Below are 20,650 nucleotides of genomic sequence, written 5' to 3'. Positions count from 1 at the left end.
GGCATGATTCGTAGCGCTGTCGTCGGGGACGTTCCCGTCATCCATGCCATGATCCGCGAGCTCGCGGAGTACGAGAAGGTCCCCGAGGAGGCGCGCGCCACCGAGGAGCAGTTGCGGGAGGCGCTGTTCGGGGAGCGGCCGGCGGCGTTCGCGCACATCGCGCAGACGGCGGAGGGGGAGCCGGTGGGCTTCTCGTTGTGGTTCCTCAGTTTCTCGACGTGGCGTGGGGTGCACGGCATCTATCTGGAGGACCTGTACGTGCGTCCGGGGGTGCGCGGGGGTGGGTACGGGAAGGCGCTGTTGGCGGAGCTGGCGCGGATCTGCGTGGAGCGGGGTTACGAGCGGCTGGAGTGGTCGGTCCTGAAGTGGAACGAGCCGACGATCGCGTTCTACGAGGCTTTGGGTGCGCGGCCGCAGGACGAGTGGTCGGTGTACCGGCTGACGGACGAGGCGTTGGTGCGGCTCGGGGGTTAGGTCTTTGGGGCGGGCCGGGCCGGGGGCGGGGCCGTTGGGGGTTGGCCCGGCCCGGCCGGGTCACGGTTCCAGGACGACCTTGCCGGTGGTGGCGCGGTTCTCCAGGTCGCGGTGGGCGGTGGCGGCTTCGGACAGGGGGTAGCGGCTCAGGGCGGGGCGCAGGCGGCCGGAGGCGGCTTCGGCGAGGGCGCGGGTTTCCAGGAGGCGCAGGGGGTTCTCGCCGCCGGCGCGCTGGAGCATGGCCGGGCCGAGGACGTTCAGGGTGGTGATGGAGCGGGCGTCGAGCGCGGCGCGGTCGGTGTCGGTGAGCGGGATGGGGCCGCCGGACCAGCCGAAGACGAGGTGGAGTGCGCCGTCGGCCAGGAGGTCGAGGGCGGTGCGGGCGATGGGGCCGCCGACGGAGTCGAAGAGGACGGTGGCGCCGTCGGGGTGGTGTGCGCGTACGGCTTCGGCCCAGTCGGGGCGGGTGTAGTCGAGGGATAGGTCGGCGCCGGTCGCGGCGGCGCGGGCGGTCTTGTCGGGGCCGCCCGCGAGGGCGACGACGGTGGCTCCGGCGTGCTTCGCGTACTGGACGAGCAGGGTGCCGATGCCGCCCGCGGCGGCGGGGACGAGGGCGACGGAGCCGGGGCCGAGGTCGGCGAACTGGAGGATGCCGAGCGTGGTGCGGCCGGTGCCGATCATGGCGACGGCTTCGGCGGGGGCGAGGCCGGGCGGGACGGGGTGCACGCGGGAGGCGTCGGCGACGGCGTACTCGGCGTAGCCGCCGGGGGCGAATCCGAGGTGGACGACGACGGGGCGGCCGAGCCAGGCGGGGTCGGTGCCGGGGCCGAGGGCGTCGACGGTGCCGGCGACCTCGCGGCCGGGGATGGTGGGGAGCTCGGGGAGGGGTGCGGGCGGGCCCTGGACGCCGCGGCGGAGGCTGGTGTCGAGGAGGTGGACGCCGGCGGCGGCGACGGCGATGCGGAGTTGGCCGGGGCCGGGTTCGGGGAGGTCGGTCTTCTCGTAGGAGAGGTTCTCGGCGGGGCCGAAGGCGTGGAGGCGGATGGCGTTCATGTGGGTGGGGCCGGCAGTGGGGGCGGGGGCCGGCGTGGGCGCGGGAGTCCGGTGCTGGGTCATGGGGCGAGCCTGTTACCTCAAGCGGGGTTGAGGTCAAGGACTCTGTCGGTGGGGTGGGTCAGGATGGGGGGATGGCGCGAAACGGGCAGGCGGAGCGGGCGGAGCGGGCGGGGCAGGCGGGGCGGGCGGGGAAGTCGGGGCCGGGGGTGAAGGCGGCGCGGCGGCCGGAGGTGCGGCTGCCGGAGCTCGGTGCGTGGGAGGGCGGCGAGCTGGAGCCGGACGGGGACTACGACGGGCTGGAACTCGCGGACCTGGACCTGGCGGGCCAGGAAGGGGTCGGGGCCCGGTTCATGGACTGCGCGCTACGACGCTGCGCGCTGGACGAGACGGGGCTGGCGAAGGCGCGGTTCCTGGACTCGGTGCTGGAGGGCGTCCGGGGCGTCGGGACGGACTTGTCCGGGGCTTCGCTGCGGGACGTGGAACTGCTGGAGGCCCGGCTGGGCGGGGTGCAGATGCACGGGGCGGTGCTGGAGCGGGTACTCGTACGCGGGGGCAAGATCGACTACTTGAACCTGCGGGCGGCGAAGCTGAAGGACGTCGTCTTCGAGGGGTGCGTGCTGGTGGAGCCGGACTTCGCGGGGGCGGTGCTGGAGCGGGTGGAGTTCCGGGACTGTGCGGTGCGGGGGGCGGATTTCTCGGGGGCGCGGCTGTCGGAGGTGGACCTGCGGGGGGCGGTGGAGCTGGGGATCGCGCGGGGGGTGGATGCGCTGGCCGGGGCGGTGATCAGTGCGGCGCAGCTGTTCGACCTGGCCCCTGCGCTGGCTGCGCAGCTGGGGCTGCGGGTGCTCTAGCCGGGCTCCGGCCGGCCCCTTGGGGCTCCGCCCCGGACCCCGGTCCTCAAACGCCGGACGGGCTGAAAAAGATCGCCTCAAACGCCGGCGGGGCTGGATTTTGCCAGGCGGGGCTGGCCCCGTGCAGCGGTGCCGCAGCCCAGGGGGCGGGCCGGGGCGGAGCCTCGGGGTGAGGCGCGGCCCGGGGCGGGCTGACGGGTTGGGCCCGGTAGGGCTACGCCGGGACGCGGGGGAAGCGGGACTGGAGGGTCCAGATGACCGGGTTGTCGGCGAGGCCGTCGTGCATGTCCGTGAGGTCCGCGATGACGTCGTGGAGGAAGTCGCGGGCTTCGCGGCGCAGCAGGCGGTGGCTGAAGGTCAGCGGGTCCTCCTCCGGCGGCATCCAGTCGGCCTCGATGTCGACCCAGCCGAAGCGCCGCTCGAAGAGCATGCGGTCGGAGGACTCGGTGAAGTCGAGTTCGGCGTACTGGCGGTTGGCGGAGCGGCTGCCGCGCGGGTCCTGGTCGAGTTGCTCGACGATGTCGCACAGGGCCCAGGCGAAGTCGAGTACGGGCACCCATCCCCAGGCTGTGGACACTTCCCGGTCCGCGTTGGTGTCGGCGAGGTAGACGTCCCCGCAGAACAGGTCGTGGCGCAGCGAGTGGACGTCCGCAGAGCGGTAGTCGGTCTGCGGGGGGTCGGGGAAGCGCCGGGAGAGGGAGTAGCCGATGTCGAGCACGTATCCGATGGTGTCACGCCCCCGCCGGTCCGCTCACCGCCCGGTGCCCGGTCCGTGAATCAGAGTTCCTGATCGTGCGCGGGGCCGGCGGTGCGTGCGATTCGGTGGTCCGGTGGGGTGCGGATGTCCTGTGCGGGGGCGGGGTGCGGGGCGTCGCCGGATGGGCGGGGGACGGGTGCGGGGGCGTTTCACCTGCGGGAACGGGGGTGCGGGGGTGGGGTTGAGGTGGGGTGGTGGCGGGTTTCGGGTGGGTGGGCGGGCGGTCGGCGGGGGTGGGGTGCGACCGGTCGGGGTGGGCGGTGCGGGTGGGCGGGGGGCTGTCGGCGGCTCTCGCCCGGGTGGAGGGGGCCGTCTTAAGCTCGGCCCCGTCCGGGGGGTCCGGAGCTCGGCGCGTCCGGGGGGCCGGCGGGTCGTGGGCAGAGGGGACGGGGGCCGTCGTGGCAGGAGCGGGGGGACAGCGCGAGGGGTTGGCGGCCGGGGTGCTCCGGGAGAGAACCCGGCTCGCCGCCGAGCTGCACGACACGGTGGCGCAGGGGCTGACCAGCATGCGGATGCTGCTCGACGCGGCGGATCGGCAGTGGACCCGGGAGCCGGTGCGGGCCCGGCAGCTGGTCCGGCAGGCCGCGGAGGCGGCGAGCGAGAATCTGGAGGAGGCCCGTCGGCTGATCCGCGACCTGGCTCCGCCCGAGCTGGACGGCAGCTCTCTGCCGGAGGCCGTGCGCCGGCTGTGCGAGGGGGCGCGGGGCGCCCGGTTCCGGCTGGAGGGGGAGCCCCGGCCGCTGGGGGCGGCGGTGGAGGGCGCGGCCCTGCGGGCGGTTCAGGGGGCGCTGGCCAACGTACGGGCGCACGCGCGGGCCTCGAACACCGTGGTGACGCTCACCTACCAGGCGGGTGCGCTGAACCTGGACGTGTGGGACGACGGCATCGGCTTCGCACCGGATGCAGGGCCCGGCGGGCAGCCCGCCGCGGAGCTCGCCGGGCAGTCCGCCGGGCGCTCCGGCCGGCCTTCCGGTGGTGACGGGCTGCGGCTGTTGCGGCGGCGGGTCGGGCATCTCGGGGGCAGGGCCGTGGTGGAGAGCACGCCCGGTGGGGGCACGGTGGTGTCGGTCCGGTTGCCCGTCCGGGACCCGGCATGAGGCGTACGCGGATCCTGCTGGTGGACGACCATCCGGTGGTGCGGGCGGGGCTGCGGGCCCTGCTGGCGGGCTGCCCCGACTTCGAGGTGTGCGGGGAGGCATGCGACGGGGCCGCGGCGCTGCGGCTGGTGCGTGAACTGGCCCCGGACCTGGTCCTGATGGACATCCGGCTGGGCGCCGGGATGTGCGGGCTGGAGACGACCCGGCGGATCGGCCGGCTGCCCGCGCCGCCCCGGGTGGTCGTGCTGACGAGCTACGAGTCGGACGCGTACGTCGTGCGGGCGGTGGAGGCGGGCGTGGCGGGGTACCTGCTGAAGGGGTCCCCGCCCGACCAGCTGTTCCAGTCGCTGCGGACGGTCGCGGCGGGCGAGTCGGCGCTGTCGCCCTCGGTGGTCTCGCGGCTCATGAACCGCTACCGGGCGCCGCGGACGGCGCTGACGGCCCGGGAGACCGAGATCCTGGAGCTGATCGCGACGGGCCGCTCCAACCGGGAGATCGGATCGGCCCTGTTCATCAGCGGGACGACGGTCAAGACCCACCTGGCGCACGTCTACGAGAAGCTCGGGGTGGAGAACCGTACGGCGGCGGCGCGGGTGGCCGTCGACCGGGGCCTCATCGCGCCGGGCCAGGGCGGCGCACCCGGTTAGCCCGGACGGGTGGTCCGGACGGGTGGTCCGGACGGGTGCCGGGAGCCGTGGTCAGTTGGGGTAGTTGATCTGGACGGAGGCGCCGTTGTACTGCCAGGTCGGCGAGAAGACGCGCTTGCGGATCTTCCAGACGCCCGCGATCTTCACGTACTCGTCGCGGTAGCGGATGCCGCGCACGACGACGGTCTCCGCCGTGGTCGCGGTGGCCGGGTAGACGAGCTGGGCGGTGGCGTGGCTGTCGCCCGTCGCGGTCGTCCGGCTGGTGGCCTTGATGTAGGCGTTGGCGGTGACGTGGGTGGAGTAGCCCCAGGCCGCGGCGCCGTCGAGGTTGGCGACGACCGCCTCGATGCCGGTCTTGACGATGCCGGCGGTGCCGTCGGGGTGGGCCATCACGGTCAGGACGGCGTCGTCGGTGAAGAGGGTCCGGAAGACCGTCTTGTCCTTGGTGTCGACGGCGAAGAGGTAGGTCTCGAGCAGCCGGCGGATGGCCAGTTCGTCCTCGACCGCGCCGGTCCCGCAGGCGGAGGCGGCGAGTTCGTAGTCCTCGGACGACGCGGCGTTGGCGGGGGTCGCGGCGACGAGCGCGCCGAGCCCGGCAACGGCGGCACCGGTGCCCAGCATGGAGAGCATGCGGCGGCGTTCGGGGGCGAATTCGGTGGTCGGCATGACGGGTTCCTCTCGACACGGCTGGTGGCGTCCGGGCCGGTTCGGGGCGGTCCGGGCAGTGACGAGCCTCCCGTGCCGGGAGCCCCGGCGGATCGGCGCGGCGTACGACCGCGATCTCGTACGGATGGACGATGCGCGGGCGTGCGGGCGCGCACCGTCAATTCGTGCGGGCGTACGGGTGCGTTGGCGCACGGGTGTGCCGGGGTGCCGGTGTGTCGTCGCGTGGGCGTACGGGGCTGCGGGTGCGCGGGCCCCGGCCGGCCGTCAGGGCAGGAGGCGTTGTTCCTTCGCCACCGAGACCGCGCCCGCCCGGGTGTCGACGCCGAGCTTGTCGTAGATCCGGCCCAGGTGGGTCTTGACCGTGGCCTCGCTGATGAACAGCGCGCGGGCGATGTCCCGGTTGCCCAGGCCCCGGGCCAGCTGGCCGAGGATGTCGAGCTCACGGTCGGTCAGGGTGGGCCGGGAGCCGCGCATGTGGGCCATCACGCGGCTGGCGACCGGCGCGGAGAGCGTGGTCCTGCCCTGCGCCGCCGAGTGGATCGCGGCGAAGAGCTCCTCGGGGCGTTCCGCCTTGAGGAGGTATCCGGTGGCGCCCGCGCCGATGGCCCGGGTGATGTCCGCGTCCGTGTCGTACGTGGTCAGGACGAGCACGTGCGGGGGGTTCGGGGCGGCGGTGATCCGGCGGGTGGCCTCGACGCCGTCGATGCCGTCGCCGAGCTGGAGGTCCATCAGGACCACGTCGGGGCGGAGTTTGGCGGCGAGCGCGACCGCCTCCTCGCCGCTGCCGGCCTCGCCCAGGACCTCGATGTCGGGCTCGCTGCCGAGCAGGGCCAGCAGGCCGGCGCGGACCACCACGTGGTCGTCGCACAGGAGGATCGTCGTCATGGGGTGGACTCCAGGGGTATCGACGCCGAGAGGACCGTGCCCTCGCCCGCGGTGGATTCGATGGTCAGGGTGCCGCCGAGCTGGCGCACGCGGGCGCGCATCGCGGGGAGGCCGTGGCCCCGCTGCGTGGACGCGGGGGCGGGCGCGGACGGGGTCTGGGGGAAGCCGTGGCCGTCGTCCGCGATGTCCAGGACGACCTGGTCGCCCAGGAAGCTGAGGGTGAGGGCGGCGGTACGGGCCCCCGAGTGCTCCCGTACGTTCGCCAGCGCGCCCTGGGCTATGCGCAGCAGCGCCGACTCGGCGCGGTCGGGCAGGGATACGGGGGCGCCCTCCAGGTGGAAGCGGACCTCTATCTCCGGGCCGGCGTCGAGCGCGCGCAGGGCGTCGGCGAGGCCGGCGCCGCCGGCGAGCTCGGGCGGGGCGAGGTCGTGGACCAGGCGGCGGGCCTCGGCGAGGCCGCGCGCCGTGATGTCGGTGGCGGTGCGGACGTGCGCGCGGGCGGTGGCCGGGGCGGTGTCCCAGGTGCGCTCGGCGGCCTGGAGGAGCATCTGCTGGCTGGACAGGTGCTGGGCCAGGGTGTCGTGGATCTCCATGGACAGCCGCTGGCGTTCGGCGAGGGTGCCGGCGCGGCGCTCGGTGGCGGCGAGTTCCCGGCGGGTGCGGATCAGATCGTCGATCAGGGCGCGCTGGGCCGTGGCCTGGCGCTCCATGTGGACGAAGACGGCGGTGGCGAGCGCGGCGACGGCCGGCGGGGCGAGGAGCAGGTTGGGGTCGAAGGGCTCGCCGCCCGTGGCCCGGGCGAGCTTGAGCTGGGCCGCGACGACGAACACCGTCAGCAGGGCGACGAGGACGATCGCGGCGCGCGGCGGGAGGGTGCGCAGGGCGGTGTAGAAGAGCGGCACGGCGCACCAGGCGAAGCTCGGCGCGAGGACGACGAGGACCACCCAGACGGCCACGACCAGCCCGAGCCAGAGGAGCCGGCGCAGGGTGGGGGCGGCGCCGAGGGCGGGGCCGAGTACGTAGAGCAGGGCGAGGGTGACGCTGAGGGCGATGATCCACGGGGTGCGGGGTTCGCCGGGGTGGCGGAGCAGGAAGCGGACCACGGAGGCGCCGAGGAGCAGGAAGAAGGCGGTGTGCATGACCGTGGAGAGCGTGCGGGTGTCCCTCTCGGGTGGGGGGCTCGGGGTCGTGGTCACGGGGGGTGCTCCTGGGTCGGTGGTGCGTGTGTCCATGGTGCCGGGTGGGTTGTGGTGCGGGTGGGTGGCGCTGCGCGGGGCCTTCCCCCACCCACCCTTCCACCGTTCCCAGGGCTCTGCCCTGACCCGCCCCCAGCTACCGCCGGGAGGTGCCCCCGGGGCTCCGCCCCGGACCCCGCGCCACACACGCCGGCGGGGCTGGAGGTTCGCCGGAGGGGCTGGATTTGGCCGGGCTGGATGGCCAGGTAAGCCCCCGGGTGGGGCAGGGCGCATCAGCCGATCGGTTGACCTCGGGGTCAACCGGTGCGGTGGCCGTTGGGAGCCGGTACGGGGACGGGTGGGAGGGGGTGGCGGGGAGAGGGTGGGAACACGGCCGATGCACCGGCCGCCGCGCCGGTTTCCCGCTTTCAACAGGAGCAGACATGAACACCCGCACCCGCGTTCTCACCGGTACCGCCCTCGTCGTCGCGCTCGGCGCCGGGACCTTCGGCGCGGTCAGCGCCACCGCCGCTCCGGCCTCTGCTCCTGCCTCCGCTCCGGCCGCCGCCGCCAAGAAGGACAACGACAAGAACTTCACGACCACCACGCACCTCACCATCGACGCCGCCACCCGCGCGGCCCAGGCCGCGCTGCAGGCCGCCGAGAAGGAGAACCAGAAGGTGACCGTCGCGGTCGTCGACCGCAACGGCAACACCATCGTCACCCTGCGCGGCGACGGCGCGGGCCCGCAGTCCTACGAGTCGGCGCAGCGCAAGGCCTTCACCGCCGTGTCCTGGAACGCCCCGACCTCGGTGCTCGTGGGCCGCCTGGCGCAGGCCCCGAACCTGAAGGACATCCCCGGCACCCTCTTCCTCGGTGGCGGCACCCCCGTCCAGGCCAACGGCGCCCCCGTTGCGGGCATCGGCGTGGCCGGAGCCCCGAGCGGCGACCTGGACGAGAAGTTCGCGAAGGCCGGCGTCGACGCCCTCGACAAGTAGTCGACGGCCTCGACAAGTGGTCGAGTAGCCCGCTCAGCGAGCGGCTCGCTTACGCTCGACCGTGTGGATCATCGCGCTGTCTCCCGCCTGGCCGCCCCTGCGGTGGTCGCCCTCCTCGCCCTCACCATGGGCTGTACGGGTGACACCGTGCAGGGGCGGCCAGGCGCGTCGGGGGTGCGCGACCCGTACTTCCCCAAGGCGGGCAACGGCGGCTACCAGGTCGATCACTACGACCTGGACCTCGATTACGACCCCGCCGCCGGGCGGCTGGACGCCACCGCCGTCCTCACCGCCCGCGCCGAGCAGGGGCTCAGTTCCTTCAACCTCGACCTCGCCGGGCTCGACGTCGAGCGGGTGCGCGTCCAGGGCAAGGGGGCCCGGTTCAACCGGACGGGCAACGAACTGACCGTCCGGCCCGCCGAGGACCTGAAGGCCGGCGAGGTGTTCCGCGCGGAGATCGACTACGCCGGCAAGCCCAAGCCGCTCAAGGACCCCGACGGCTCCGAAGAGGGCTGGGTCGCCATCCCGGGCGGCGAGGGCGCGATCGGCGTCGGCGAGCCGGTCGGGTCGATGGCCTGGTACCCGGGGAACCACCACCCGAGCGACAAGGCCACGTACGACATCAAGCTGACCGTCCCCGAGGGGTACGAGGCGGTGTCGAACGGCGAGCTGCGTTCCCGGACCCGGTCCACCGGGGACGGCGGCGGGCGGACCGTGTTCGCCTGGCACTCACCGGAGCCGATGGCCAGCTACCTGGCGACCGCCGCCGTGGGGAAGTTCAAGGTGACGACCGGGCGGACCGCCTCCGGGATCCCCTTCTACAACGCGGTCGCGCCCGGGGAAGCGGCGAAGGCGGAGCCCGTCCTCTCCCGGCTGCCGGAGGTCGTCGAATGGGGCGCCGGCCGGTTCGGGGCCTATCCGTTCTCCGCCACGGGCGCCATCGTGCTGCCCGAGGGCAGCCTCGGCTACGCGCTGGAGACCCAGACCCGGCCCGTCTTTCCGGGGGCGCCCGGCAGCACGGAGCTGCTCGTGCACGAGATGGCCCACCAGTGGTTCGGGAACTCGGTGTCGCCGAAGTCCTGGAAGGACATGTGGCTCAACGAGGGCTTCGCGACGTACGCCGAGTGGCTGTGGTCCGAGGACCACGGCGGGCCGAGCGCGCAGAAGCACTTCGAGGCCTACCTGGCCGGGGACACCGACGTCGACGAGCAGGCCGGCTCGGCCTGGGACGCCTTCCCGCCCGCCGCCCCGCCGGGGCCCGAGGAGATCTCCGCCGCCCCGGTGTACGGGCGCGGGGCGATGGTCCTGCAGCGCATCCGGCAGGAGGTCGGCGACGAGGCGTTCTTCGCCCTGGTGCGCGGCTGGGTCGCCGATCACCGGCACGGGAACGTGAGCACGGCCGATTTCACGGCCTACGCGCAGGAGAAGACGGGCCACGACCTGAAGAAGGTCTGGGACGTGTGGCTGTTCGGCAAGGCCCGCCCGACCGCCCCCTAGGCCCTAGAGCGGTTTGCGCAGGACCGTGCAGGGGCGTCCCGCCTCGCGGTCGGCGGCCTGGCGCAGGGCCTCGTACCCCTGGGACTTCCAGAACGCGAGGGCCTTGGGGTTGTTGTCGAGTACGGCGATGCGCACGCCCGAGCGTCCGGCGGCGCGGAAGCGGTCCTCGACCAGGGAGGCGAGGGTGCGGCCGTACCCCTCGCGGTGCGCGGTGGCGTCGATGAGCAGCAGCCCGATCCACGGGTCCGGGTCCTCGGCGGCCGGGTCCGGGTGGTGGGCGAGGGTGGCGGCGAGGCCGACGAGGCGGCCTGCGGAGCGCGCGAGGAGGATCTCGGCGCCTTCGTGGGCGAGCTCGTCGGCGAGGGCGGCGGCGACCTGTTCGACCGTGATGCGGCCTGGGTCGGGGAAATCACCGCTGAGCTCGAAGAACGCGTGGTTGGTCGCGTAGAGCGTGGCGATTTCGGTGAGGACCGGGCCGGGGAGGGCGCCGTCCTCGACGGGGGCGAGCGGGAGGAGGATCACCTACCGAACGGTAGCGAAGCCCCCTCCCCGGACGGCCGGGAGGGGGCTCGCGCCGGCGCTGTGGCGGCCGGGCCGGGTTCGGCCGGCCGCCTTCACGCGGTTCGTGCGGGGCGGGTGGTGACCCGCCGGCCGGGCTCGGTCCGTCCTCAGACGTTGACGCCGAAGTCCTGGGCGATGCCGGTCAGGCCCGAGGCGTAGCCCTGGCCGACGGCGCGGAACTTCCACTCGGCGCCGTTGCGGTAGAGCTCGCCGAAGACCATGGCGGTCTCGGTCGCCGCGTCCTCGGAGAGGTCGTAGCGGGCGATCTCGGCGCCGCCGGCCTGGTTCACGACGCGGATGTACGCGTTGCGGACCTGGCCGAAGTTCTGGCTGCGGGTCTCGGCGTCGTAGATGGAGACCGGGAAGACGATCTTGTCCACGTCGGCGGGGAGGCCGGCCAGGTTGACGTTGATGGACTCGTCGTCGCCGGAGCCCTCGCCGGTGCGGTTGTCACCGGTGTGGACGATGGTCTGGTCCGGGGTGGACTTGTTGTTGAAGAAGACGAAGTGGCCGTCGGAGACGACCTTGCCGAGCGCGGTGACCGCGATGGCCGAGGCGTCCAGGTCGAAGTCGACACCGGTCGTCGTGCGCACGTCCCAGCCGAGGCCGACGGTGACGGCCGCGAGGCCCGGGGCCTCCTTGCTGAGCGAGACGTTTCCGCCCTTGGAGAGGCTTACTGCCATGGTGACTGGTGTCCCTTCCTAAGTCTCACTTGGTCGCGCCTGGTCTCACTCGTCGTCATGACGTCATGACCGTGAGAGCGCCCAAGTTACCGCTGACCTCCATAACGCGGGGAGAGGGCCGGTAGGTTCCGGCATCCGTGAATTGTCCCGGCGTAAATGCGGGTGACGGGGCCCCGGCGGGGGCGGATCATAGGGGGCATGCCTGGTCCTTATGTCATCCGCGGTTCGGTCGTGCTCCCCGAGGGAGAGCTCGCCTGGCGTTTCTCGCGGTCCTCCGGGCCCGGCGGACAGCACGTGAACACCTCGGACTCGCGCGCGGAGCTGCTCTTCGACGTCGCGGCGACGAAGGCGCTGCCGGAGGTGTGGAAGGAGCGCGCGCTGGAGCGCCTCGCGTCCCGCCTGGTCGACGGGGTGGTGACGGTGCGCGCCTCCGAGCACCGCTCGCAGCTGCGCAACCGGGAGATGGCGCTGGTGCGGCTGGCCGCGCTGCTCGCGGAGGCCACGGCGCCGCCGCCCAAGGCGCGCCGGGCGACGAAGATCCCCCGGGGCATCAACGAGCGGCGGCTGCGCGAGAAGAAGGCCCGCGGCGAGACCAAGCGGGGGCGCAACGCCCGGGACTGGTAGCCGCAGCCCGGCCCGGGGCCCGCTGCGGGACCGCGGCGGGTGGCCGCCGCCCGGCGCCGGGGCCCGCGGTCAAGGCGCCAAGTGGCGGTAGCGGCCGCGGAAGTACGTCAGGGGCGGTGCGTCCGGCGTCGGCTGCGCGGCCGCGAGGACCCGGCCGATGACCAGCGTGTGGTCGCCCGCCACGACGCGGTTCTCCGTACGGCACTCCAGGGTGGCCAGCGCGCCCGACATCAGGAGGGCGCCGGAGATCCCGCCCCGCGTGGTGGGCACGTCGGCGAAGAGCAGGCGGTCGCTGATGCGGCCCTTCATCGCGAACCGGCTCGCGATCTGGACCTGGTTGTCGGCGAGCACCGAGACCGCCCACAGGGGCTGCTCCGCCAGCAGGTCGTCCATCCGGGACCCCTCGCGCAGGCTGACCACCACCAGGGGCGGGTCCATGGACACGGACATGAAGGCGGTCGCCGTCATGCCGACGTCCTCGCCGCGCGGTCCGCCGGCCGTCAGGGAGGGCTCGTGCGCGGTGATCAGGCTCACGCCCGCCGCCAGTCGGGACATCGCGGCCCGGAACTCGTCGTTGCTCACCCCCTCAGGATGCGGTGCGGGTTCGGGAAGCGTCGTCGCGGGTCTCGTGTCGGGCACAGGGGGGACGCTACTGTCGCCCTCTCGTGCGGCGCATCGGGCTGAGGGCGGAGCCCCGCCCCGCCCATGGACCTAGGCGGACCGGGGTCGGCCGGGTTCCGGGCGTATCGTTTGCTCCCGGGAACGCGGCCGGTGAGGCGTCGGCGGTGGGCGGTGAGGCGTGCACCTTTATTCATCTCATGTGACTTGAGTCACAGAGAGCAAGATTTGTTGACCCTGTGTACCTGCCGCACAGCTCACTGTGATTCAGTGGACGGGACACCGCAACGAAACGCCGATGACAAACCTGGAGTTGCTGTCGAGGTCTCGGGGAGAGCGAGCAATGGAGACCGAGTCGGAGCCGTACGTCCGTCTTGCGACCCTGCGGCAGCTGCACCAAGTGGTGGCCGAGCTCAATACGGCCCGGAGCCTGGCCGACACCCTGCAGACCGTCGTGGACGGCATCGTCCGGGGCCTCGGCTACGAACTCGCCTGCGTCAACCTCGTACGACCCGACGGTGATCTGGTCGTCGCCGCGTTCGCCGGAGATCCTTCGGCAGAAGCCCTGATCACCGGCCGTGTCGGCTCGCGCGCCTCCTGGGAACGCCGCCTGACGATGGGCGAGAACTGGGACGGCCTGCGCTTCATCCCGCACACCGAGGGCTGGGTCCTCATGGAGGACGACGTCCCCCAGTGGCACACGGACGGCCCCGACCCGCGCTTCGAGGACGAATGGCACCCCGAGGACCGGCTCTACGCCCCCATGTACGCCTCCGGCGGCGAACTGCTCGGCGTCGTCTCGGTGGACCGCCCGCGCAACGGCCGGCGCCCCGGCGCGTGGGGCCGCGAGGCGCTCCAGATGTACGCGTTCCAGGCCGCCATTGCGATCAGCAACGCCCGGCTGCGCGCGAACATGCAGCGGGCCCTGGTCCGGCTGGAGCGCGAGCAGCAGGCCCTGCGCGCCAGTGAAGAGTCGTTCCGCCAGGCCTTCGAGTACGCGCCCAGCGGCATGGCCATCGCCGAGATGGGCGGTGACCAGCACGGCCGCCTGCTGCGCACCAACGACGCGCTGTGCCGGCTGCTGGGCCGGCCCGCCTCCGTGCTGCGCCGCTACTCCTTCTCCGACCTCGTCCACCCCGAGGACATCGGAACGCTGCTGCGCACCTCCGCCGAGGGCGGCCGCGCCGAGCTGCGCCTGGGCCGGCGCGACGGTACGTACGTCTGGGTCTCGCTGCGCAACTCGGTGGTCGCGGACGCCGCCGACGGGCCCCGCTTCCTCCTGACCCACGTCGAGGACATCGAGGAGCGCAAGCGGCACGAGCTGCAGCTCGCCCACCGGGCCAGCCACGACTCGCTGACCGGCCTGCCCAACAGCGCCGAGTTGCGCGCCCGGCTCGGGGCCCGGCTGTGCCGGCGCCCGCAGTCGGTGCGCGCCACCGCCGTGGAGGCGCTGGACGCGGCCTTCGAGGGCCGGCCCGCGGCGGACGGCGTTCCCGGCCAGGCGGTGGGTCAGGGGGCGGGCACCGGCTCCGGCGAGCACGGCTTCAGGCCCGACGGCTTCCCCGACCCCTTCGAGTTCCCCGGAGGCCCCGGCACCTCGGCCGGTCACGGGGGCGGCCCGGCGGGGGCGGGCGCGTACGACCACCACGTGCACACGGTGGCGCCCGCGACCGACATCGACGACGGTACGAAGGGGCTCGCGGTGCTCTTCTGCGACCTCGACGGCTTCAAGTCGATCAACGACCGGTTCGGGCACCACACGGGCGACGCCGTACTGATCGAGGTGGCCCGGCGGCTGACGACCGGCGTCAGGGACGGTGACACGGTCGCCCGGCTGGGTGGTGACGAGTTCGTGGTGCTGGCCGACGGCCTGGGCGCCGCGGACGCCGCCGACCTCGCGGTCCGGCTGCGCAACGCGATCATCCCGCCGATCCGGGTGGACGGCCGCGCGGTCCGCGTCGGAGCCAGTTTCGGGATCGGCTGGGCCAGCTGCGGCATGTCCGCGGACGAGGTCCTGCGCTCCGCCGACCAGCGGATGTACATCGAGAAACGATCCCGTTCGAAGGCGCACCGCCGGGCCGGGTGAGGCTGCGGGCCACCCGTGGGCGCACCTGTTCGGGGTAGGCTCGCCGCGGTCGAAAGGAGTGACCTGCGATGACGACGCCCGCGAACAACAGCCCGAACGGTGGGGCGAACAAGCCCGAGGACGACGACCCGTTCGGCTACCTCTACGAGGACGGCCAGGCCGCGGGGGCCACCCCGCCGGGCCAGGGCGGCGGGTACGGCTACCCCGGAGCGGTCGGCGGTCAGGGCGGTGCGCAGCCGGGCGTGCCCCGGACCTCGTACAACCAGGTCCGCACGGTCGGCGACCGGCCCTACGGCGGCCAGCGCGGCCCCGTCCCCAGCCAGCAGGGGGCCCCGCAGCAGCAGCCTCCGGGCTACCAGGCGCAGTACCAGGCCCCCGAGGCGCTCCAGGCGGGCGGCTACGGCGTTCCGCCGCAGCAGCAGGCCCCGCAGTACACCCAGTCCGTACCGATGCCGGGCGGCGGTCACGGCAGCGGCAACGGCGGGTCCAGCCGCAAGGGCATGCTCATCGCCGCCGTCGCGGTGGTCGCCGCGGTCGCGATCGGCATCGGCGCGGCGGTGATCTTCGGCGACAAGGACAAGGGCAAGGACGACAAGGCCTCGAACAACTCGCAGAACCAGTCGCCGCCCCCGAACACCTCCTCGGGCCAGCCGAGCGGTTCCCCGTCCGCGCCGGCCGAGCTGCCCAAGGGCGACGCGGGCGGTCCGGGCATGGTGATCAGCGGCGGCGCGTCGCTGATGAACGTCACGCCGGGTGCCAAGAGCGCGAGCGGCCAGTACGTGGGCAACTTCAACCAGCCGGGCGCGGCGGTGACCTGGACGCTGGACATGCCCAAGGAGGGCACCTACCGGCTCTACGTGCGCTTCGGCATCCCCGGCGAGGACGCGAACGGCACCCTCGCGGTCAACGGCAAGCCGAACGGCTCGCCGCTGAGCATGCGCAACTTCGCCAAGTCGCCCAAGGGTGACTGGGAGAAGGGCTGGCAGACCACCTGGGGCCCGGTGACCCTGAACAAGGGCACCAACACGATCAAGCTGTCGTGCGAGGCCGGCAACCAGTGCCAGGTCAACATCGACCAGCTGTGGCTGCAAGAGGGATCGCCGAACCCGTAGCCCGCGGGCCTCGGGCCTCGGGCCCCGGGCCTCGGGCCCCGGTCCTCAGGCCGTCGTCACCTTCACCGACCCCCGTACCTCCTCGTAGGTGCGGGGGTCGAACTCTCCCGCGGCGGGTGCCGTGACGGTGGCCGCCGACAGGGCGACCGCGCGGGCGAGGCGCTCCGGCCAGTCCAGGCCCTCGGCGAGTGCGGAGAGCAGGCCCGCGACGGCGGAGTCGCCGGCGCCGGTGGGGTTGCCGGCCAGTGCGCGGGGCGGGGCGGCCTGCCAGGCGCCCTGGGCGGTGGCGGCGAGCAGCCCGGCCGGGCCGAGCGAGGTGACCACGGCGTGGGCACCGCGCCGGCGGGCGTCCCGGGTGGCGGGCAGCGGGTCCCGCGATCCGGTCAGGTCGGCGAGCTCGGCCGCGTTCGGCTTGATCATGTCGGGGCGGGCGGCGACCCCGCGCCGCAGGGCCTCGCCGCTGGTGTCGAGGAGTACGGGCACGCCGGCCGCGCGGGCCGCCCGTACCAGCACGGCGTACGCGCCGACGGGAACGCCCGGGGGCAGGCTGCCGCACAGGGCCACGGCCTCGGCGCCGGCCGCGAGCAGGGCCTCGTAGCGGGAGAGGAACCCGGACCACTCGGCCGGATCGACGAGCGGGCCCGGCTCGTTGAACTGCGTGGTGTCGCCCGAGGCCTCGTCGACGACGGCGAGGGTGCGCCGGGTGGAGCCGGCGCAGGTGACCAGAGCGTCGCGGACGCCCGGGGATTCGGCGAGCAGTTCGCGTACGAGGGTTCCCGTGCGGCCGCCCGCGAAGCCGGTGGCGGTCACCTCGTGGCCGAGGGCGGCCAGTACGCGGGCGACGTTGAGGCCCTTGCCGCCGGGCCGTTCGGCGACGTCGCCGACGCGGTGCGAGGCGTGCGGCTGCAGCCTGGGGACGCGATAGGTGACGTCGAGCGCGGTGTTGAGCGTCACGGTCAGGATCATGGCAAGCCTCGGTCGCCTCGGTCTCGGGGTGTGCCGGGATCATGCCAGGAGGCGCCGCCCGGCGGTAGCCGTAGACGGAGGCGGCCGGTCCGGAATCCGGACCGGCCGCTTCGCCGTGATGCCTGCTCGGGGCCGTCGTGACGCCCGATCAGAGCGGTTGCCCCTGCTATCCCTTGAGCGGGCTGACGATCCATTCGCCGCGCCGCATGACGCCCTTGACGTCGAAGGCGGCGTCGAGGACGACGAGGTCCGCGTACTTGCCGGGCTCCAGCGATCCCACCTGGTCGTAGGCGCCGATCAGCTTGGCCGGGTTGGCGGAGATCGCCTGGACCACGGACTCGACGGGGAGCTTGTCGAGGGTCACGGACCGCTTGAAGGCGGTGTCCAGGGTGAGGGTGGAGCCGGCGATGGAGCCGCCCTCGACGAGGCGGGCCACGCCCTCCTTGACCTCGACCTCCAGCGGACCGAGGTGGTAGATCCCGTCGCCGAAGCCGGCCGCGTCCATCGCGTCGGTGATCAGCGCCACGCGGTGGGCGCCCGCGTGGTGGAAGGCCAGCTCCAGCATGGCCGGGTGCAGGTGGGTGCCGTCGTTGATGAGCTCGACGGTGACCCGGTCGTCCTCCAGCAGGGCCGCGATCGGGCCCGGGGCGCGGTGCTCCATGCCCGGCATCGCGTTGTAGAGGTGGGTGGCCACGGTGGCGCCCGCGTCGATGGCCTCGAGGGTCTGGTCGTACGTGGAGTCCGTGTGGCCGATCGCGGCGATGACCCCGTGCTCGGCCAGCAGCCGTACGGAGTCCAGGCCGCCCGGGAGTTCGGTGGCGAGGGTGAACATGCGGGCGGCGCCGTGGGAGGCGTCGATCAGCTTGCGGACCTCGGCCGGATCGGGGTCGCGCAGCAGGTCTTCCTTGTGGGCGCCCTTGCGGCAGGGGTTGATGAACGGCCCCTCGAAGTGGATGCCCGCGATGTCGCCCTGCTGGGTCAGTTCGGCGAGCAGGCCGGCCCGGCGGGCGAGTTCGTCGAGGTCGCCGGTGACGGTGGAGGCGACCAGGGTGGTGGTGCCGTGCTCGCGGTGGGTCCGTACGCCCTTGAGCACCTCCTCGGCGGTGCCGGAGGTGAAGGAGGCGCCGCCGCCGCCGTGGTTGTGCATGTCGACGAAGCCGGGGACGATCCAGTGCCCGGTCAGGTCGACGACGGCCGCGTCCTCGTGGGCGCTGCCGGCGATGCGCTCGCCCTCGACGATGAGCCGCCCGCCCCTGACGGTGCCGGTGGGCAGCACCACGTCGGCGCCGGAGAGAACGGTGCTGCGGCCCACATGTGCGCTTCCGGACATCAGGCAGGTACCTCCGTGGCGAGTAGATCCCAGGCGAGCAGCCCTGCGCCCAGGCATCCGGCGGTGTCCCCTAGGGCCGCCGGAACGATGTGGGGCAGCCGCTGGAACGTCACGCGTTCCTCCACGGCCGTCCGGAGTGGTGTGAACAAGGTTTCCCCGGCCTCGGCCAGACCGCCACCGATGATCAGCGTGCTCGGGTCCAGCAGGGTGATCGCGGTGACCAGCCCGTCGGCGAGGGCTCCGATGGCGGCGAGCCACACCTCGCGGGCGGCGGGGTCGCCGGATTCGACGGCCTTGGCGCAGTCCGCGGCGTCCGCGTCCGGGTCGCCGGAGGCGGTCGCCCAGGCGCGGCTGACGGCGGAGGCGGAGGCGAGGGTCTCCAGGCAGCCGTACTGGCCGCAGCCGCAGGCGGGGCCGCCGGGGCGGACCACGATGTGGCCGATCTCGCCCGCGTAGCCGTGTGCTCCGGCCTCGATGCGGCCCGCGATGCCGATGGCGCCGGCGATGCCGGTGCCGAGCGGGACGAACAGGAACCGGTCGGCTCCGCGGCCCGCGCCGATGCGGCCTTCGGCGAGTCCGCCCGTGCGGACGTCGTGGCCGAGGGCGACCGGGATCCCGCCGAGGCGTCTGCCGAGCAGTTCGCGCATGGGGACGTCGCGCCAGCCGAGGTTCGCCGCGTAGACGGCGATCCCGTTCTCGGCGTCGACGATGCCGGGGACGGCGACGCCGGCGGCCGAGGCGGCAGTGCCGAACCGCTCCCGGCCGAGGGCGAGGAGCTCGAAGGCGAAGTCCTGGATCGTCTCGACGACGGCTTCGGGGCCACGCTCGCGGCCGGTGGCCCGGCGCGCCTCGTGGAGCAGGGTGCCGTCGTCGGCGACGAGGGCGGCCTTCATCCCAGTGCCGCCCACATCGAGGGCGATGACGTGTTTCACGGGTTTCACGGGTGACAGTCTCGCGCGCTCGGAGGGGAAAGGTCTAGTCCACTGAGGGGGATTGTTGAGCGGCCATACAAATTCGGGACCAACGTCGGTGGGCCGGTCCGGGTGGAGGGGTCGCGCGGAGGGGGTCGCGCGCAGGGGTGCGGGGGTCGCGTGCAGGGCGTGTGCACGTTCGGGCCCGAATGTTGACCGGGTGCCAAAGTGGTGTAGACCTTTACGCGAATCGTACGGAACAACCTGGGGTGGAACGAAGACTGTGAAGGCCCGAACTGTGCAGGCCCGGAACCGGAACCTGAACCCCGCCGCGTCCGGGGCCGCGCTGTGCCTGACCGCCGTGACGCTGACCGGCTGCGGAGCCGTTTCGAGCCTCACGGGGAACAACGAGGTCACCCTGCGGGTCGTGGCGGCCGACTACGGGGACAATCCCGAGAACTCCTCGAAGGGGTACTGGAACGGCCTCGCCACGGCCTTCGAGAAGGCCCACCCCGGCATCAAGGTCCAGGTCGACGTCTACTCCTGGTCCGAGGTCGACGCGAAGGTCGCCCAGATGGTCAAGGACGGCCACGCCCCCGACGTCGCCCAGATCGGCGCCTACGCCGACTACGCGGCCGAGGGCAAGCTCTACTCCGCCGACGAACTGCTCTCCGTGAAGACCGAGGCCGACTTCCTCGCGCCGCTCGCCGACGCCGGCAAGGTCAAGCGCGTCCAGTACGGGATGCCCTTCGTGGCCAGCACCCGGCTGATGTTCTACAACGAGAAGCTGCTCGCCGACGCCGGGGTCATCCCCAAGGACGCCAAGGGCGGCTGGCAGCCCAAGAGCTGGGCGGACCTGGAAACGGCGGCCAAGAAGCTCAAGGCCTCCGGGGTCCCCACCCCCTTCGCGCTGCCCCTGGGCCGCGAGGAGGCGCAGGCCGAGACGATGCAGTGGATGCTCGCGGGCGGCGGGGGCTACAGCGACAACGAGGAGGCGTACTCGATCGACTCCCCGGACAACGTCAAGACCCTCGAGTACCTGCGCGACAAGCTCGTCGCACCGGGCCTGACCGGCCCCGTCGAGCCGTCCAAGCTGAACCGGCAGGCCGCCTTCGACGCCTTCACGCGCGGGGAGGTCGGCATCCTCAACGGGCACCCGACGCTCCTGAAGCAGGCCGCCGACAAGGGCGTGAAGTACGGCATGGTCCCCATGCCCACCTCCGACGGGACCGACCACTCGACGATGGGCGTCGCCGACTGGGTCATGGCCTTCAAGACCGGCCACAAGAAGGAGTCCGGGCAGTTCCTGGACTTCCTGTACGAGCCGAACAACGTGACGGCCTTCACCGGCAAGTACGACCTGCTGCCGGTCACCACCAGCGGCTACCGGGAGATGGAGGCCAAGACGGGGGCCTCGTCGACGCAGCTGAAGACCTTCCTGCAGGCGCTGCCGAACGCGCGGCTGTACCCGGTGGGCAAGAAGTCCTGGGCGGGTGTCAGCGAGGACATCAAGAAGAACATCGGCAGCAGCGTGCAGCCGGGCGGGCAGCCGGCCAAGGTTCTCGGTGACATCGCGGAGGCTGCGCGGAAGAACGACCTGCGCTGAGTCGTGCGGGGGGTCGGGGCCGGGGGCGGGGTGGGGTGTCGTGCGGGACT

General features: G+C 73.3%; 21 protein-coding genes. 10 read left to right on the top strand and 11 right to left on the bottom strand.

What is annotated here, in order from left to right; translation table 11 throughout:
* The first annotated feature begins 3 nt into the window (after nt 1-3).
* Nucleotides 4-474: an N-acetyltransferase family protein gene (locus tag ACWGDE_RS00915; protein WP_453386805.1), complete on the top strand. Its 471-nt coding sequence runs from the start codon at nt 4-6 to the stop codon at nt 472-474.
* Nucleotides 475-534: 60 nt separating this feature from the next.
* On the opposite strand, the gene ACWGDE_RS00910 is transcribed toward ACWGDE_RS00915, so the two are convergent.
* Nucleotides 535-1,527 carry a zinc-binding dehydrogenase gene (locus tag ACWGDE_RS00910; RefSeq protein WP_453386878.1) on the bottom strand — a complete coding sequence of 331 codons (993 nt, stop codon included), beginning with the start codon at nt 1,525-1,527 and terminating at the stop codon, nt 535-537.
* Between the two features lie 134 nt (nt 1,528-1,661).
* Between ACWGDE_RS00910 and ACWGDE_RS00905 the strand changes: the two genes are divergently transcribed.
* Nucleotides 1,662-2,381 carry a pentapeptide repeat-containing protein gene (locus ACWGDE_RS00905; protein ID WP_453386804.1) on the top strand — a complete coding sequence of 240 codons (720 nt, stop codon included), beginning with the start codon at nt 1,662-1,664 and terminating at the stop codon, nt 2,379-2,381.
* A 214-nt stretch (nt 2,382-2,595) separates the two neighbouring features.
* Here the strand turns inward: ACWGDE_RS00905 and ACWGDE_RS00900 are convergent, their stop codons facing one another.
* Nucleotides 2,596-3,099, bottom strand: a complete 504-nt coding sequence (locus ACWGDE_RS00900; RefSeq protein ID WP_453386803.1) for a hypothetical protein — start codon at nt 3,097-3,099, stop codon at nt 2,596-2,598.
* 479 nt (nt 3,100-3,578) lie between these two features.
* Here ACWGDE_RS00900 and ACWGDE_RS00895 point away from each other — a divergent pair, with 479 nt between their 5' ends.
* Nucleotides 3,579-4,235, top strand: a complete 657-nt coding sequence (locus ACWGDE_RS00895; RefSeq protein ID WP_453386802.1) for a sensor histidine kinase — start codon at nt 3,579-3,581, stop codon at nt 4,233-4,235.
* Nucleotides 4,232-4,882, top strand: coding sequence for a response regulator (locus ACWGDE_RS00890; RefSeq protein ID WP_453386801.1), 651 nt, complete (start codon nt 4,232-4,234; stop codon nt 4,880-4,882). Before ACWGDE_RS00895 ends, ACWGDE_RS00890 begins: the two co-directional genes overlap by 4 nt.
* Before the next feature lie 51 nt (nt 4,883-4,933).
* Here ACWGDE_RS00890 and ACWGDE_RS00885 read toward each other — a convergent pair whose 3' ends face one another.
* The 3 genes from ACWGDE_RS00885 to ACWGDE_RS00875 form a co-directional block, all read right to left on the bottom strand.
* Complete coding sequence (locus ACWGDE_RS00885) at nt 4,934-5,548, bottom strand: nuclear transport factor 2 family protein (RefSeq protein WP_453386800.1); 615 nt, start codon at nt 5,546-5,548, stop codon at nt 4,934-4,936.
* A 264-nt stretch (nt 5,549-5,812) separates the two neighbouring features.
* Complete coding sequence (locus ACWGDE_RS00880; protein ID WP_453386799.1) at nt 5,813-6,433, bottom strand: response regulator; 621 nt, start codon at nt 6,431-6,433, stop codon at nt 5,813-5,815.
* Complete coding sequence (locus ACWGDE_RS00875; RefSeq protein WP_453386798.1) at nt 6,430-7,665, bottom strand: sensor histidine kinase; 1,236 nt, start codon at nt 7,663-7,665, stop codon at nt 6,430-6,432. Before ACWGDE_RS00875 ends, ACWGDE_RS00880 begins: the two co-directional genes overlap by 4 nt.
* A 386-nt stretch (nt 7,666-8,051) precedes the next feature.
* On the opposite strand from ACWGDE_RS00875, the gene ACWGDE_RS00870 reads away from it, so the two are divergent.
* Both ACWGDE_RS00870 and ACWGDE_RS00865 read left to right on the top strand, forming a co-directional pair.
* Nucleotides 8,052-8,606, top strand: a complete 555-nt coding sequence (locus ACWGDE_RS00870) for a GlcG/HbpS family heme-binding protein (protein WP_453386797.1) — start codon at nt 8,052-8,054, stop codon at nt 8,604-8,606.
* Nucleotides 8,607-8,669: 63 nt separating this feature from the next.
* Nucleotides 8,670-10,103 carry a M1 family metallopeptidase gene (locus ACWGDE_RS00865; RefSeq protein WP_453386796.1) on the top strand — a complete coding sequence of 478 codons (1,434 nt, stop codon included), beginning with the start codon at nt 8,670-8,672 and terminating at the stop codon, nt 10,101-10,103.
* 3 nt (nt 10,104-10,106) lie between these two features.
* On the opposite strand, the gene ACWGDE_RS00860 is transcribed toward ACWGDE_RS00865, so the two are convergent.
* Nucleotides 10,107-10,625 (bottom strand): GNAT family N-acetyltransferase, encoded by a 519-nt coding sequence (locus ACWGDE_RS00860; RefSeq protein WP_453386795.1) that lies wholly within the window; start codon nt 10,623-10,625, stop codon nt 10,107-10,109.
* Between the two features lie 146 nt (nt 10,626-10,771).
* Nucleotides 10,772-11,347, bottom strand: a complete 576-nt coding sequence (locus tag ACWGDE_RS00855) for a TerD family protein (protein ID WP_453386794.1) — start codon at nt 11,345-11,347, stop codon at nt 10,772-10,774.
* Nucleotides 11,348-11,545: 198 nt separating this feature from the next.
* Between ACWGDE_RS00855 and arfB the strand changes: the two genes are divergently transcribed.
* Nucleotides 11,546-11,971, top strand: coding sequence for an alternative ribosome rescue aminoacyl-tRNA hydrolase ArfB (gene arfB / locus ACWGDE_RS00850; protein WP_214949692.1), 426 nt, complete (start codon nt 11,546-11,548; stop codon nt 11,969-11,971).
* 69 nt (nt 11,972-12,040) lie between these two features.
* Here arfB and ACWGDE_RS00845 read toward each other — a convergent pair whose 3' ends face one another.
* Nucleotides 12,041-12,526, bottom strand: a complete 486-nt coding sequence (locus tag ACWGDE_RS00845; RefSeq protein WP_453386877.1) for a flavin reductase family protein — start codon at nt 12,524-12,526, stop codon at nt 12,041-12,043.
* Between the two features lie 406 nt (nt 12,527-12,932).
* On the opposite strand from ACWGDE_RS00845, the gene cdgB reads away from it, so the two are divergent.
* Together cdgB and ACWGDE_RS00835 are read left to right on the top strand one after the other, a co-directional pair.
* Nucleotides 12,933-14,675 (top strand): diguanylate cyclase CdgB, encoded by a 1,743-nt coding sequence (gene cdgB / locus ACWGDE_RS00840; RefSeq protein WP_453386793.1) that lies wholly within the window; start codon nt 12,933-12,935, stop codon nt 14,673-14,675.
* 68 nt (nt 14,676-14,743) lie between these two features.
* Nucleotides 14,744-15,787 carry a CBM35 domain-containing protein gene (locus tag ACWGDE_RS00835; protein WP_453386792.1) on the top strand — a complete coding sequence of 348 codons (1,044 nt, stop codon included), beginning with the start codon at nt 14,744-14,746 and terminating at the stop codon, nt 15,785-15,787.
* A gap of 45 nt (nt 15,788-15,832) precedes the next feature.
* On the opposite strand, the gene ACWGDE_RS00830 is transcribed toward ACWGDE_RS00835, so the two are convergent.
* From ACWGDE_RS00830 to ACWGDE_RS00820, 3 genes are all read right to left on the bottom strand, one after another.
* Nucleotides 15,833-16,753: a 1-phosphofructokinase family hexose kinase gene (locus ACWGDE_RS00830; protein ID WP_453386791.1), complete on the bottom strand. Its 921-nt coding sequence runs from the start codon at nt 16,751-16,753 to the stop codon at nt 15,833-15,835.
* Between the two features lie 166 nt (nt 16,754-16,919).
* Nucleotides 16,920-18,083, bottom strand: a complete 1,164-nt coding sequence (nagA, locus tag ACWGDE_RS00825; RefSeq protein WP_453386790.1) for an N-acetylglucosamine-6-phosphate deacetylase — start codon at nt 18,081-18,083, stop codon at nt 16,920-16,922.
* On the bottom strand, nt 18,083-18,976 hold the full coding sequence (locus tag ACWGDE_RS00820) for an ROK family protein (protein WP_453386876.1): 894 nt from the start codon (nt 18,974-18,976) through the stop codon (nt 18,083-18,085). The genes nagA and ACWGDE_RS00820 overlap by 1 nt, the downstream gene beginning before the upstream one ends.
* Nucleotides 18,977-19,277: 301 nt before the next feature.
* Here ACWGDE_RS00820 and ACWGDE_RS00815 point away from each other — a divergent pair, with 301 nt between their 5' ends.
* Complete coding sequence (locus ACWGDE_RS00815; RefSeq protein ID WP_453386789.1) at nt 19,278-20,600, top strand: ABC transporter substrate-binding protein; 1,323 nt, start codon at nt 19,278-19,280, stop codon at nt 20,598-20,600.
* The last annotated feature ends 50 nt before the right edge of the window (nt 20,601-20,650 follow it).

It is taken from the genome of Streptomyces sp. NPDC054956 (assembly GCF_053609185.1).
This window is presented reverse-complemented; position numbering and strand designations above follow the sequence as displayed.